A 13,371-nucleotide genomic window follows, 5' to 3' on the forward strand; every position below is an offset into this window, starting at 1 on the left:
CGGCGACTTGAAGAACAAATTGCTTGAGATCAAAGGCTTGAAAACCTATTTCGATACGGAGGATGGCCTCGTTCCTGCAGTGGACGGAGTGGACATCACCATTTGCGAAGGGGAAACGGTAGGAATCGTAGGGGAGTCCGGCTGCGGCAAAAGCGTCACATCCCTGACCGCCATGCGCCTGACGTCTGGAAAAGTGGTGGCGGGGTCCATCGCCTTTCAGGGAAAGGATCTTTTGGCGCTGAGCGACGAAGAGATGCGGCTTTTGCGCGGCCACGAAATGGCAATGATCTTTCAGGAGCCGATGACATCACTCAATCCGGTATTCACCATCGGGCAGCAAATCGGGGAAGCCGTGGAAATCCACCTCAAGCTGGGCAAGCAGAAGGCCAGGGAGCGCTCCGTCGAAATGCTCAAGCTCGTTGGAATTCCGAGGCCGGAGCAAATCGTGGACGAATACCCCCACCAGCTGTCGGGTGGAATGAGGCAGCGGGTCATGATCGCCATGGCGATGGCCTGCAATCCCAAGCTGTTGATCGCCGACGAGCCGACGACGGCTTTGGACGTGACGATCCAGGCGCAGATCCTGGACTTGATGAGGGAATTGAAGGAGAAGCAGGGCACGGCGATTATGATGATTACGCACGACCTGGGTGTGGTCGCGGAAATGTGCGATCGGGTCATCGTGATGTACGCGGGGAAAGTCGTGGAAGAGGCTGACGTGGTCACCCTGTTTACCAATCCGCAGCATCCGTATACGAAGGGCTTGATGAACTCGATCCCCAGCCTGGAAGGCCAAGCGAGGAGGCTGTACTCCATTAAAGGAAACGTTCCCGTGCCCGGGACGATCCGGGATGGATGCAGCTTCGCTCCGCGCTGTGAATTCGCCATGGATTACTGCCGGCAGCATGCGCCCCGGCTGGTGGAAGTGGAGAGCGGGCATTTGAGCAGGTGCTGGCTCCATACGGAAGAGAGGGAGGGGAAGGGACATGATGAGACAGCCGCTGGTTGAGATCAAAAACTTGAAGAAGTACTTCCCTGTGAGGAAAGGCATTTTCAAACGGACAGTCGGCCATGTGAAGGCTGTGGACGGGCTGGACTTCTCCATCTTTCAGGGGGAGACGCTCGGATTGGTAGGCGAGAGCGGCTGCGGGAAATCCACGACGGGACGGACGATTCTGCAGCTGCTGGCACCGACGGAGGGCGAAGTGCTGTACGAAGGGAAAAACCTGACGCAGATGAAGGCAAACGAGCTGCGCAAGCTTCGCCGCGATTTGCAGATGGTGTTTCAAGACCCGTACGCCTCTCTCGACCCGCGCCTGACGGTCGGAGAGCTGATCGCGGAGCCGCTGCAGATCCATCAGCTCTACTCGGGAAAAGAAAAGGACCGGCGGGTGGACGAGCTTCTCCACGTGGTAGGCTTGAACAGCTACCACGCCAAACGCTACGCCCATGAATTCAGCGGCGGCCAGCGTCAGCGAATCGGGATCGCCAGGGCGTTGGCGCTAAGCCCCAAGCTGATTGTGGCGGATGAGCCGGTCTCAGCGCTGGACGTTTCGATTCAGTCCCAGGTGATCAATCTCTTGCAGGATTTGCAGGAGCAGTATCAGCTGACGTACTTGTTCATCGCGCATGATTTGAGCGTGGTGAAGCATATCAGCGATCGCGTGGGCGTGATGTACCTGGGCAGAATCGTGGAGCTGGCCGACAAGCAGGATCTCTACGATTCTCCTCTGCACCCGTATACCAAGGCATTGCTCTCGGCCGTTCCGGTTCCCAATCCGTTGGTCAAAAAAGAGCGGATCGTTCTGCAGGGAGATGTCCCCAGTCCGGCCAATCCGCCGTCAGGCTGCACGTTTCATCCGCGCTGCAGCGCATGTATGGACATTTGCCGGACGGAAAAGCCTGCCTTTCAAAAAGTCGATGGACGCTATGTCGCATGCCACTTGTACAAGTAATCGAAGATCAGATGGAGGTAGGAAAGTGTGAATCCGACGAAAGAACAGATCTACAGGGACGTTGACGCGCTGAGAGGAACCATTCTCTCTATCAACGATTTTATTCACGACAACCCTGAATTGGGGAACGAGGAATTCAAGGCTGTCGAGCTTTTGACCCGGACACTGGCTGAGCACGGCTTTCAAGTAGAAACGGGGGTAGCCGGACTTGCCACTGCCTTTTCCGCGATCTATCAAAACAAGCAAGGGGGGCCGGTCATCGGATTGCTGTGCGAATACGATGCGCTGGAAGGATTGGGGCACGGCTGCGGCCACAACCTGCAAGGGGCATCCATCGTCGGGGCGGCGATCGCGCTGGCTCGCAATCTGGGAGATTTGCCTGCAACGGTCGCTGTCTACGGTACTCCTGCCGAAGAGACGACGAGCGGAAAGCTGCCGATGATTCGGGCAGGCGTATTCGACCAACTGGATGTAGCGCTGATGATGCACGGTGGCGACCGGACGACGGTGGATGGAAAATCGCTGGCGATGAACATGGTCGAGTTCGTGTTTACAGGCAAGGCGGCCCATGCGGCAGTTGCTCCGGAAAAAGGCATCAGCGCGTTGGACGGCCTGCTCCTGATGTTTCACGCCATCGAATATATGCGCGAGCACGTGCGCACGGATGTCCGCATTCACGGCGTGATCACCGATGGCGGCGTGGTGCCGAATATCGTTCCCGACCGCGCAGCGGCCCAGTTTTACATTCGCGCTGCCGACCGCCCGTATCTGGATACGGTGGTAGAGCGTGTGTACAATGCGGCGAGAGGAGCCGCCCTGGCTACAGGCACGCAGGTCGAGATCCACGAAATGAAAACATGCGAAAACAAGATCAACGTGGAGAGCTTGAACCAATTGCTGCTCCAAAACGCGAGAGAGGCAGGGATCCAGGACATTTCGCCTCCCCGTTCGAGCACGGGCTCTACCGATTTTGCCAATGTCACCTATCGGATTCCTGGAGCATGCTTGCGCGTCGCATTTGTCCCTTTCGGCACTTCGAGCCATTCCACGGAATGGGTGGAGGCCGGAGTGAGCGAGGCAGGCCACACAGCCGTGATCCTCGCGGCAAAGGCGTTGGCCGGAGCCGGATTTGATCTGGCAGCCGATCCTGCGACGCTTTCCCGCATCAAAGAAGATTTCCGCCAGGCAAAGGATGCTTCGTACCTTTTGTGATAAACTGAGCAGAGAGAAACACAGTCCCCCATGCTGCCACTATTCAGAGAGGAGGTGAACCCGATGAGCTGGAAAAGAAATGCACGCATCCTCTGGATCTGCAACTTTATCATTTCGGGTTCGATGAGCATGATCATGCCATTTCTCCCGCTGTTTTTGATGGACATGGGCGTGCCTCACGGAAAAGAAGTCAGTATGTGGACCGGGATGATCTTCTCGGCCACTTTTTTGTCTGCTGCCGTCATGGCCCCTCTTTGGGGAGCGTTTGCGGACCGGTATGGGCAGAAAGCGAACCTCGTGCGGGCTGGGATCGGGATGGGGATCGTCAATATCCTGATGTACTTTAGCGCGACGCCGCTGTACCTGCTGGTCCTGCGCTTCGTGTACGGATTTTTTTCCGGCTTCATCACGGTGTCTTACTCCTACCTCTCGAAGACGACGCCGCGAGACGAGCTGGGAAAAGCCCTGGGGTTTTTGTACACCGGGGGAATGAGCGGGGGCATCATCGGGCCGTTGATCGGGGGAGCGCTGTCTGACTGGTTTGGCTATCATACCGTGTTTGCCGTGACTGGGGGCATGATGATCGTGACGGTGCTGCTGGTCAAATGGTTTTTGCCGCCGGATCAGATCGAGACGGCAAGCCAGGCAAAACAGGGCTCGTTTCGCGACGTGTTTGCCAATCCGAATCTGACCATCCTGTTTTTCGCGACCTTCGCCGTCCAGATGGCGACGATGAGCACGAATTCGATGATGTCCATCTTCGTCAAGTCGATCGTGGGTGAGGTCAACAATCTCGCCTTTCTCTCCGGCCTCGTCACCTCCATTACGGGGATCGCCAACATTATCGGCTCTCCTGTGCTCGGCCGCATGGGCGATCATTTCGGGCAAAGCAAGGTACTGCCGATCATCATGGTATGCACGGGGCTGGTCATCATCCCCCAGGTGTTCACGCATTCCATCTATCCGCTGTACGCCTGGCGGTTTTGTCACGGGCTCTTGCTCGGCGGGATGCTCCCGGCGATCCAGACGCTGATCAAAAAACGGTCCCCCGACATGATCCAGGGCAGAGCGTATGGCGTCAACTCCAGCTTTCAATTTCTGGGCAACCTGATCGGGCCGCTCGTCGGCGGCTTCATCGCCGGCCATTTTTCCGTCTCGTACGTGTTCGTGTTTGCCGGCGCTGTCCTCATCATCGGGGCGGCGGTCGTGAAGTGGAGAATCCCGCTCCGGGAAGCCAAAAAAGCAGGATAAAAGCCTCAAAGCTCCTTGCGAGGCCTGCCACTCGAAAGTGAGAGAAGCAGGGGAAATGGCGGTCTCGGAAACGGCGAAGTGTCGAAACGCAAAAAAGACGGGCAGGAGTGATTCCTGCCCGTCTTTTCCATTACAATAAATTTTTCTCGCAAAGCGGAGGGGAAATCGGCTTTTTATCCCAGCCGTGCCATGCCCATCGCCTTTTCCACGCGGTGGAGGACTTGGTTTGCCACATCGCTCGCCTTTTTCGCTCCGGCGGAGAGAATGTCGTCCAGCTCGGAAGTCTGGACCAGCTGCTCGTAGCGAGCTTGGATCGGGCGCAGCGTCTCCACGACGACCTCGGCCAGATCGCCCTTGAATGCGCCGTAGCCCTTGCCCTCGTACATCGCCTCGATCTCATCCAGCGTTTTGCCGGAGCAGAGGGAGTAGATGGTCATCAGGTTGGAGACAGCCGGCTTCTCCGCCTTGTCGTAGCGGACGGCGCTGTCGGAGTCGGTTTGGGCGCGCTTGATCTTTTTGGTGATCGTATCCGGATCGTCCAGCATGGAGATGAAGCCGCCCTGGTTCGGGTCAGACTTGCTCATCTTCTTGGTGCCGTCCTGCAGCGACATGATGCGCGCGCCAGTCTCGGGCAGGCGAATTTCCGGGATCCGGAACACGTCGCCGTAGCGGTTGTTGAAGCGAACGGCCAGGTCGCGGGTCAGCTCCATGTGCTGCTTCTGGTCTTCGCCGACCGGCACGAAGTCCGTATCGTACAAGAGGATGTCGGCCGCCATCAGCGGCGGGTAGGCGAGCAGGCCGGCCGGGATGGATTCGCCGCGGCCATCGGCTTTGTCCTTGAATTGGGTCATGCGCTCCAGCTCGCCGAGATAGGCGGTGCAGAGCATGATCCAGCCGAGCTTGGCGTGCGCCGGCACTTCGGATTGGATGAACAGGGTCACCTTTTCCGGATCAAGGCCGACCGCCAGATAGAGCGCAGCCAGACGGCGGATGTTTTCCTTCAGGACCGCCGGATCTTGCGGGACCGTGATCGCGTGCTGGTCGACGATGCAGTAGAAGCAGTTGAACTCGTCCTGCAGCGGGACGAAATGCTTCATGGCGCCCAAATAGTTGCCCAGGGTCAGGATGCCGCTGGGCTGGATACCGGAAAAAATGGTTTTCATGGGAGAATCTCCTTTCGACGAGTAAATAAAAAAGGTCCATCCGCCCTGGACAGGGACGAATGAACCGTGGTGCCACCCTTGTTATTTCGCGCATGAGTGACCACGCGCAAAATCGCTTTTTCCGTACCGATGATACGGTGTCCGCTGGTAACGTACGGACGCGACGCCAGAGCCTACTGCCGCTCGAAATCAGCGGGTTCGGTCCGGAGCTCGGAAGCCCATTCAACATCCGCAGGGCGCTGATTTGCACCAACCATCAGCTCTCTGAAGCCTCGCAAAATGCCTACTCTTCTTCCTCATTGCCATCAAATGATACCCTTTGAGCAACCATTTTACAGAGAGCGCGCAAAAAATGCAAGCGGCACTTGACTGGACAAACCAGGAAATGTAAAACTAACTTCATAGTTATATAACTTTTGAGTTAGTTTTGGGGTGGAACCGATGAACCAAGACAAAATGGGCAAAGGAGAACAGAGCCGGGCCCGTCTGCTGCAAGCCGCAGCCGTACAATTCGCCGCCGTCGGCTACCATCGCACGCGCGTCAGCGACATTGTACGCCAGGCAGGATTGACCCAGGCTGCCTTTTACCTGTACTTCCCCAGCAAGGAGTCGCTTTACCAGGAGCTGATGGACGGGTTTTTCCAAAAGCTGTGGGAGCTCTCCGACGCAGGCGGCAAAGTCACGCCTTTGGCGAGGCATGAGGTGCGGGACAGGATGAAGGAGAATTTGCTGGAGCTGTTCCGTTTCTTTGCCCGGATGCCGGAGCAGACGAGGATCGTCCTGACCGGGGCAGAGGAGAGGGAGGAGCTGCATCGCAAGCTGACATCGATCGTTTCGGCCAATTTGCGGAAGAACCAGGAGGCAGGCCATGTCCGGCCGGAGCTGTCGGTGGAAGTCGCCGCGGAGTCGATGCTGGCGGTGGTGCAGCGGCTCACGGTACGCTTTCTGCTTTCCGGCGAGAGGACGGCGGAGCAGCTCGCAGAAGACGCAGCCGCCTTGCTTGCGAAAGGAATCCTGCAGGCGGACCGTACAAAGGAGGAATGAGCCATGTTGGATCTGACCGGGCTTATCTGGCTGTTGTTGGTCGTATTTGTCCTGCATGACCTTGAAGAGCTGATAGCCGTGGAAAATTGGCTAGTGAAAAACAAGGGGCGTGTCATGCAGGCAGCTCCCCCAAGGCTCCGAAAGATGATTGGGCCGTCCCTTGCGATGAGCACCGCGCAGTTTGCCGTAGCGGTCGCCTGTATGTTCGCCATCCTGTCGTCGGCTGTGCTTCTGACGGTGACGACACTGGAGCAAAGGACGTTTCTGCCCTTTTTCCTGGTTTGTCTGCACGTGCTTTTTCTACACGTATTCACCCATGTCGGACAGAGTCTGGCGCTGCGGATGTACACGCCGGGCGTGCTGACGGCGGTGGCGGTAGTGCTGCCCTACAGCTTGTATACCTACTTCCGTCTGTTTGCCGAAGGGGCGGTGACGTGGACGCTTGTGATCAGAACGCTGCCGTTCGTTGTTTTGATCGTGCCGATCTTGCTGGGAGCGCATCGCCTCGGACAGATCGTGAGCAAACCCGCAGGCAGGTGAGGCTGCCCTTCGTTTCCACATACGCGGAAATTTGCTATCGTAGGAGATACATTGGAGGAAAGAGGGACGCTCATTGAAGCTGCGATTGGGAATATTGGGCGCGGACGACTCGCTCGCGATCATCGGGTCGGTCACGCGGGAATTTGCGGAATTGGAATGCTTGCCAATCGTCTACGGGAAAGAAGAAGACATTTTCGATTTGATAGAGCCGCACATACACGACGCGGACATGTGGCTGTTTTCCGGAAAAGTGCCGTACACCATGGTGAGGGAGTGGGGCAAAATCAAAGCGCCGATGGCGTACGTCCCGCATATGGGAGCGAGCCTGTACAGGACGCTTTTCCATCTCTCCCACGAGTGCGGCATCCAGGTCCGGGAGATCAGCTTCGATACGTTCTCAGGGGAAGAGCTGAACCACTTTCTGGAGGAAGCGCATATCGCGGACGGATACGCCTGGCTCAAGCATTACGACGGCGCCATCACGGCTGGCGAGCTCGCAGATTTCCACGAAGAGCTGTGGAGGGCCGGCAAGACCAAGGCCGCTGTGACCTGCCTGCGGACTGCCGATCTGGAGCTGCAAAAGCGCGGGGTGCCCGTATATCGGGTCCTGCCGACGCGCGCCGGCGTGCTGCCCGTCATCCACATGCTCCTGCGGACCCACGAGATGCTTCATTTCAAGGACACGCAGATCGCCGTACAGATGCTGGAAGTCGATCTGTTCCGGGAGCTGGCCGGGGGGACGTTCGCCACGGACGAGTGGCAAAATGCGGAGATCCGGACGACGGAAAAACTGCTGCGATATGCGCGGCACCTCCACGGTTCGCTGAAGGCGGCGGGACCCGGACGCTTCGCCATCATCACGACCCGCGGCATCTTGCAGAGCGTGACGAGCGACTACACCGCCATGCCCGATCTGCAGGATGCTTTCGGGATCCAGGCGGAATGGGTCACCTGCGGGATCGGCATCGGCAAGACGGCATCCGAGGCGGAGATCCATGCGAGCACCGCCTTGCTGCACGCCAAGGAGCGAGGCCCGGGGAGCTGGATGGTTTTCTTCGATGACAAAAACATCGTGGGACCGCTCGGCACCGGCGAGCAAATTTCGTACAGCGGCGCGTCCACCCGACTGCAAAAGCTGAGCGAGCAGACGTCCTTGAGCGTGCTGACGCTGTCCAAGCTCGACTCCATCCTGAAAAAACGGGGAACAAAGGAAATCAACGCCCACGAGCTGGGCCAGTACATGCAAATCCTGCCGCGCAGCGCCCGGCGCATCCTGATGGAGCTCGAAGCCAAGGGACTGGCGCAGGTCGTCGGTGAAGAAAGCCCGAATCCAAGGGGACGGCCGAGGAAGGTGTACCGAGTCTTGCTGTAAATCGCCCGCTTTGCTGGTGCTCTCCATCTGGAAACCACGCCTGGCCGCTTGCGCCCGGCGTTTTTCCTTTTCAAAATAGACAGACTACTATACAATTAAAGGACATAACCGAAAATCAACCGTTAATGGTTCGAAGTGTGAATGCGAACAAGGAGGTGGCTATCCATGATCAATGCGGATCGATTGTGGGACCGGCTGATGCAGCTCAGCGAAATTGGCCCACAGGAGGCAGGAGGGGTGACGAGGCTGTCCTTTTCCCCGGAAGAGCGGGCGGCCAAGAATCTGGTCGCGGGCTTCATGAAAGAAGCGGGGCTCGCGGTGAGGGAAGACGAGGTAGGCAACCTGATCGGGCGCAAGGAAGGGAAAAACCCGGAGGCTCCTGTCGTGCTGGTCGGCTCCCATCTGGATTCCGTGCCGAACGGCGGCAACTTCGACGGACCGCTTGGCGTGCTGTCTGGCGTGGAGATTTTGCAAGCCATGCACGAGCAAGGGATCGAGACCGAGCATCCGATCGAGGTCATCGCGTTTACCGACGAGGAAGGGACCCGCTTCGGCTACGGCATGATCGGCAGTCGCGGCATCGCCGGTTTGCTTCGGCGAAGCGAGCTCGAGATGCGCGATGAGGCTGGGATCTCCATTGCGGAAGCGATGGAAAAAAGCGGACTGGACCCGGCGCACATCGAAGGGGCCGCGAGAGAGCCCGGCAGCGTGAAAGCTTATGTCGAGCTGCACATCGAGCAAGGGAAAGTGCTGGAGAGCCGCGGCCTGTCCGTGGGAGTGGTGAGCGGCGTAGCCGGACCGCTCTGGCTGAAGTTCGTGCTGGAGGGCGAAGCGGGCCATGCGGGCGCGACCCCGATGAGCATGCGGCGCGACCCGCTTGCAGCTGCGGCACAGGTCATGCTCGCCATCGAGCGGGAAGCGGCCCGAGAGGAAATCAGCGTGGGAACGGTCGGCAAGCTGCAAGTGTTCCCGGGCGGCGTGAACATCATTCCGGGACGGGTGGAATTCACACTCGACCTGCGTGACGTGGATGTGGCCGTGCGCGATAAAGTCGAACAGGCGATCATGCAGGAGGCGGAGGCGATCTGCGAAAGACGCGGCGTCCGTCTGCAAGTGGAGCTGCTGCAGCGGATCGATCCGGCCGTATGCTCGACAGAGATACAGTCTGCGATCCGCGAGGCGTGCGCGGCAGAGGGGCTGGAGACGATCACACTGCCGAGCGGTGCCGGTCACGACTGCATGCAGCTAACAGGGCTGTGCCCGGTGGGAATGATCTTCGCCCGCTCGAAAGATGGCATCAGCCACAATCCGGCGGAATACACCAGCAAGGAAGACTGCGCAAACGGCGCCAAGGTACTGTATCGTACCGTATTGTCGCTGGCGAATGGACGATAAACGAGAGGCTTTTGGAGGAGGAGAACGGGAAGATGGATACGACAGCAACACTCAACCAAGCGGTGCAAGATATCAAACAGCAAGTCATTGAATGGAGACGCTATTTGCATCAGCATCCCGAGCTTTCGTTTCACGAGGAGAAAACAGCGCAGTACATTTATGACACGCTCGTGTCCTTCGGCAATCTGGAGGTCACGCGCCCTACTAAAAACAGCGTCATGGCCCGCCTGATCGGACGTGAGCCGGGCAAGGTGCTGGCGATGCGGGCTGACATCGATGCCCTCGCTATCACGGAGGAAAACGACTTCGAATTTATCTCGAAAAACCCGGGCGTCATGCACGCCTGCGGCCACGACGGCCATACGGCGATGCTCCTTGGCACGGCGAAAATCTTGTCCGGGATGAAAGACAAGATCAAAGGCGAAATCCGCTTTTTCTTCCAGCATGCAGAGGAAATCTATCCGGGCGGCGCTGAGGAAATGGTGCAGGCAGGAGTCATGGATGGCGTCGATCTGGTCATCGGTACCCACCTGTGGTCGACCATGGAGTTCGGCAAGGTCGGGATCTGCCCCGGACCGATGATGGCGGCACCGGACACGTTCTGGATCCATGTATACGGGAAAGGAGGCCACGCCGCGCTGCCGCATCAGACGATCGACAGTATCGCGATCGCCTCGCAGGTGGTGACCAACCTGCAGCACATCGTCTCCCGCAACACCGATCCGCTGGACAATCTCGTCCTTTCCGTGACGAAATTCGTGGGGGGAACCACGCACAACGTCATTCCGGGCTCTGTTGAAATTTGCGGAACGGTACGAAGCTTCGACAAAGATCTGCGCGAATCCGTCCCGAAATTGATGGAGCGAGTGATCAAAGGAATTACCGAGGCGCACGGCGCCACGTACGAGTTCACCTACGAATTCGGCTATCGCCCGGTCATCAATGACGCCGAAGTCACACAGCTGATGGAAGACGTCGTCGTCGAAGCGCTGGGAGAAAAGTGGGTCGAGCGCATGCGCCCGACGATGGGCGGGGAAGATTTCTCTGCCTACCAGCAAAAGGCTCCGGGCTGCTTCTTCTTCGTCGGGGCGGGCAACCAGGCAAAAGGCATCACGTATCCGCACCACCATCCCCGTTTCACCATCGACGAGGATGCGCTGGAAGTCGGCGTAAAACTGTTCGTCCATGCGGCAAGCAAAGTCGTCCTGGCCGGCGAATAAAAACGAAAACCTTGCAGCCTCCTGTTCATCGCAACGGGAGGTTTTTTCGTACAGACAGGAATTGGTAAAATTCCGATCCAGCATAAGGGCTGCCGCCGCTCCGCCAAAAGGCACAGCGCAGCCAGGTTTTCCAATCTCGCCAGTCAGTTCAATCGAAGGAGCTTGTGCCAGATAGACGTTTTGCGCTTCTCCTCCTTCATTTTGGCGATCTGGGCTTTGGCGTCCATGATGTCGCTCATCGCTTTGGTCAGACGGCGGTCCCGCTCCTTGAGGCTGCTGCGAATGTACGCTTCCTGCTTTTCGATCCGCTCCAGCAGGGCCTCGTGCGCAGCGTCCTGCCGCTTGACATGGGCAGCCAGCTCGCGAACCTGCAGTTCCAGCGGGCTGGTTTGCGGCTGGATCCGGGGAGCGGGGGCCGTGGCTGTCTCCAAGCTCGCAGACACGGTGGCAGGCGAGGGGGCTTCGCTCTCTTCCTGATTGACAAGCAGGAGCGCCGCTTCTTCCTGGGACAGCAGCTCATCCTTGGTCAGTTGATAAAAGCGTTGCAGAACCGCAATATCGGCCCGGCGGTACTCTCGCCAGTTCTGATTGTCCCGTAGAAACCAGTAACCGTGCTGCTCCAGCAGCATGCTCCACTTGCGCAGGGTGCTGGCGCCGATCCCCAGTAGCTCGGCGACCTCCCTGCCGGTATACGTACGCTCCCTCGAGACCAGTTCGATGACATTGCCCATGAGGAATCCCTCCTGTCTATTTGCTTTGCTCTCACTGCTTTGCCCAAAGCTATCGCTGCAAGCAAATCCATTTGGTTTACGGTTTCTGTGCAGCCCGCGCTTTTCCTGTCCGGAATCGTGCGACAAATTCCTGCAGTGTTCGCTTCAAAGGCGCTTCCTTGTCGATAGAAGGTACGGATGACAGCAGGGTACAAGCACATTTTCGTAGCTTATCCGCTTTTGCTTTAGGAGGGCGATGCCAAACGTACATAGGATGGAGTAGAAGGAGGGATTGACCATGGCATTTAAAGACCAAGTGAAAAAGCTCGAAGGCAAAAACGTAAGAGTAGAAACGGTGCGCGGGACGTTTTTTGGTCGACTGGTAGAGGTAAAATCGACGACACTGATCCTCCGCGAGCGCGACTCCAACCGCCGTATCATCATTCGCGATTCCAAAGTCATTGCTGTAACGGAAGACAACGACTGTTGAGTGGCTAGGCACCTTGTCGCTCTCTTCAGAGTTCAGCAGGGTGCCTTGGGCTGTCGAGAGAATCGGCAGCTTTTTTCTTACAGATAAGAATTTATGGGATTCTTATCCAGGATAAGTGCAACTACGGCTCCGCCAAAAAGCTTGGTGGGGCCAAGTTTGCCGATGGGATTTTATTCCCTCTCGTCTTCGTGGTAACATGATAGAGAAAATGCAAGAATACGAAGAAGGTAGGGGAAACGATGCTGGAAATCAAGTTTCACGGACATTCTTCCGTACAATTGACCGCAGACGGCCATTCCATCATGATCGACCCGTTCATCTCGGGCAATCCGCAGGCCGCGACCAAGCTGGCTGACATCAAGGTGCAGTACATCCTGCTGACGCACGGTCATCAGGACCACATTCTGGACGCAGTCGAACTGGCTTTGGCCAACGACGCGACCATCGTGGCGACGCACGAGCTGGCTACATACCTCGGCTGGCAAGGCGCGAAAACCATCGGAATCAATCTGGGCGGATCGCTCAAGCTGCCGTTTGGCAAAGTGAAAATGACCCAGGCGTTCCACAGTTCCGCTGTGGTGCTTGACGATCAAAAACAGATTGTGTACATGGGAATGCCGGGCGGATTCATTATCGAGATCGGTGGAAAAACGGTCTATCACGCCGGCGATACAGGATTGTTCGGCGATATGAAGCTGATTGGCGAGCGACATGACATCGACCTCGCTTTCCTGCCGATCGGCGACCATTTCACCATGGGACCGGAAGACGCGGTGACAGCGGCGGAATGGGTGGGAGCCGATTACGTCGTTCCGATCCACTACGATACGTTCCCGCCGATTCAGCAGGACGGAGATGCGTTTGTAGCAGTTTTGGCAGAAAAGGACATCCGGGGCAAGGCATTGAAGCCGGGAGAATCCGTACGCTTGTAGCAAGGCGCCAAGCCTGCCGGAAAAGCCGTCTTTCCTTTTGCGAGGAAGAGACGGCTTTTTTTGTACAGATAGGAATAAGGGCAGCCG

General features: G+C 57.6%; 13 protein-coding genes and 1 other annotated feature. Of the genes, 11 read left to right on the forward strand and 2 right to left on the reverse strand.

Going from position 1 to position 13,371, the window contains the following annotated elements; genetic code table 11:
- The first annotated feature begins 7 nt into the window (after window positions 1-7).
- The 4 genes from RGB73_RS07620 (at window position 8) to RGB73_RS07635 (ending at window position 4,418) form a co-directional block, all read left to right on the forward strand.
- Window positions 8-1,009, forward strand: coding sequence for an ABC transporter ATP-binding protein (locus tag RGB73_RS07620; RefSeq protein ID WP_310770599.1), 1,002 nt, complete (start codon window positions 8-10; stop codon window positions 1,007-1,009).
- Window positions 990-1,955 carry an ABC transporter ATP-binding protein gene (locus tag RGB73_RS07625; RefSeq protein WP_310774184.1) on the forward strand — a complete coding sequence of 322 codons (966 nt, stop codon included), beginning with the start codon at window positions 990-992 and terminating at the stop codon, window positions 1,953-1,955. Before RGB73_RS07620 ends, RGB73_RS07625 begins: the two co-directional genes overlap by 20 nt.
- Before the next feature lie 27 nt (window positions 1,956-1,982).
- Window positions 1,983-3,167, forward strand: coding sequence for a M20 family metallopeptidase (locus tag RGB73_RS07630; protein WP_310770600.1), 1,185 nt, complete (start codon window positions 1,983-1,985; stop codon window positions 3,165-3,167).
- 63 nt (window positions 3,168-3,230) lie between these two features.
- The gene (locus RGB73_RS07635; protein WP_310770601.1) at window positions 3,231-4,418 is read left to right on the forward strand and encodes an MFS transporter; all 1,188 of its coding nucleotides are present in this window, start codon (window positions 3,231-3,233) and stop codon (window positions 4,416-4,418) included.
- A 173-nt stretch (window positions 4,419-4,591) separates the two neighbouring features.
- On the opposite strand, the gene trpS is transcribed toward RGB73_RS07635, so the two are convergent.
- Window positions 4,592-5,581 carry a tryptophan--tRNA ligase gene (trpS, locus tag RGB73_RS07640; RefSeq protein WP_310770602.1) on the reverse strand — a complete coding sequence of 330 codons (990 nt, stop codon included), beginning with the start codon at window positions 5,579-5,581 and terminating at the stop codon, window positions 4,592-4,594.
- Window positions 5,582-5,629: 48 nt separating this feature from the next.
- Window positions 5,630-5,890, reverse strand: a binding site (T-box leader).
- 132 nt (window positions 5,891-6,022) lie between these two features.
- Between trpS and RGB73_RS07645 the strand changes: the two genes are divergently transcribed.
- The 5 genes from RGB73_RS07645 (at window position 6,023) to RGB73_RS07665 (ending at window position 11,152) form a co-directional block, all read left to right on the forward strand.
- A complete protein-coding gene (locus RGB73_RS07645; RefSeq protein WP_310770603.1) occupies window positions 6,023-6,625 on the forward strand; it encodes a TetR/AcrR family transcriptional regulator in 603 nt (200 codons plus the stop codon).
- A 3-nt stretch (window positions 6,626-6,628) separates the two neighbouring features.
- Window positions 6,629-7,165 (forward strand): HXXEE domain-containing protein, encoded by a 537-nt coding sequence (locus RGB73_RS07650; protein ID WP_310770604.1) that lies wholly within the window; start codon window positions 6,629-6,631, stop codon window positions 7,163-7,165.
- 73 nt (window positions 7,166-7,238) lie between these two features.
- Window positions 7,239-8,537, forward strand: coding sequence for an ArsR family transcriptional regulator (locus RGB73_RS07655; RefSeq protein ID WP_310770605.1), 1,299 nt, complete (start codon window positions 7,239-7,241; stop codon window positions 8,535-8,537).
- Window positions 8,538-8,702: 165 nt separating this feature from the next.
- Window positions 8,703-9,932, forward strand: a complete 1,230-nt coding sequence (locus RGB73_RS07660; RefSeq protein ID WP_310770606.1) for a Zn-dependent hydrolase — start codon at window positions 8,703-8,705, stop codon at window positions 9,930-9,932.
- A 32-nt stretch (window positions 9,933-9,964) separates the two neighbouring features.
- Complete coding sequence (locus RGB73_RS07665) at window positions 9,965-11,152, forward strand: M20 family metallopeptidase (protein WP_310770607.1); 1,188 nt, start codon at window positions 9,965-9,967, stop codon at window positions 11,150-11,152.
- Window positions 11,153-11,295: 143 nt separating this feature from the next.
- Here RGB73_RS07665 and RGB73_RS07670 read toward each other — a convergent pair whose 3' ends face one another.
- Entirely contained in the window at window positions 11,296-11,883 is a 588-nt protein-coding gene (locus tag RGB73_RS07670) for a MerR family transcriptional regulator (protein ID WP_310770608.1), read from the reverse strand.
- 277 nt (window positions 11,884-12,160) lie between these two features.
- Here RGB73_RS07670 and RGB73_RS07675 point away from each other — a divergent pair, with 277 nt between their 5' ends.
- On the forward strand, window positions 12,161-12,352 hold the full coding sequence (locus tag RGB73_RS07675) for a hypothetical protein (RefSeq protein WP_310770609.1): 192 nt from the start codon (window positions 12,161-12,163) through the stop codon (window positions 12,350-12,352).
- 239 nt (window positions 12,353-12,591) lie between these two features.
- The gene (locus tag RGB73_RS07680) at window positions 12,592-13,284 is read left to right on the forward strand and encodes a metal-dependent hydrolase (RefSeq protein WP_310770610.1); all 693 of its coding nucleotides are present in this window, start codon (window positions 12,592-12,594) and stop codon (window positions 13,282-13,284) included.
- Window positions 13,285-13,371: the final 87 nt, after the last annotated feature.

Source organism: Brevibacillus brevis, assembly GCF_031583145.1.
Taxonomy (GTDB): Bacteria; Bacillota; Bacilli; order Brevibacillales; family Brevibacillaceae; genus Brevibacillus; species Brevibacillus brevis_E.

Excerpts from the sequence above, each read along its gene's own strand:
- trpS (WP_310770602.1), bottom strand. The coding sequence starts at position 5,581 with ATGAAAACCATTTTTTCCGGTATCCAGCCCAGCGGCATCCTGACCCTG.
- RGB73_RS07645 (WP_310770603.1), top strand. The coding sequence starts at position 6,023 with ATGAACCAAGACAAAATGGGCAAAGGAGAACAGAGCCGGGCCCGTCTG.
- RGB73_RS07660 (WP_310770606.1), top strand. The coding sequence starts at position 8,703 with ATGATCAATGCGGATCGATTGTGGGACCGGCTGATGCAGCTCAGCGAA.
- RGB73_RS07670 (WP_310770608.1), bottom strand. The coding sequence starts at position 11,883 with ATGGGCAATGTCATCGAACTGGTCTCGAGGGAGCGTACGTATACCGGC.
- RGB73_RS07675 (WP_310770609.1), top strand. The coding sequence starts at position 12,161 with ATGGCATTTAAAGACCAAGTGAAAAAGCTCGAAGGCAAAAACGTAAGA.
- RGB73_RS07680 (WP_310770610.1), top strand. The coding sequence starts at position 12,592 with ATGCTGGAAATCAAGTTTCACGGACATTCTTCCGTACAATTGACCGCA.
- RGB73_RS07665 (WP_310770607.1), top strand. The coding sequence starts at position 9,965 with ATGGATACGACAGCAACACTCAACCAAGCGGTGCAAGATATCAAACAG.
- RGB73_RS07635 (WP_310770601.1), top strand. The coding sequence starts at position 3,231 with ATGAGCTGGAAAAGAAATGCACGCATCCTCTGGATCTGCAACTTTATC.
- RGB73_RS07650 (WP_310770604.1), top strand. The coding sequence starts at position 6,629 with ATGTTGGATCTGACCGGGCTTATCTGGCTGTTGTTGGTCGTATTTGTC.
- RGB73_RS07625 (WP_310774184.1), top strand. The coding sequence starts at position 990 with ATGAGACAGCCGCTGGTTGAGATCAAAAACTTGAAGAAGTACTTCCCT.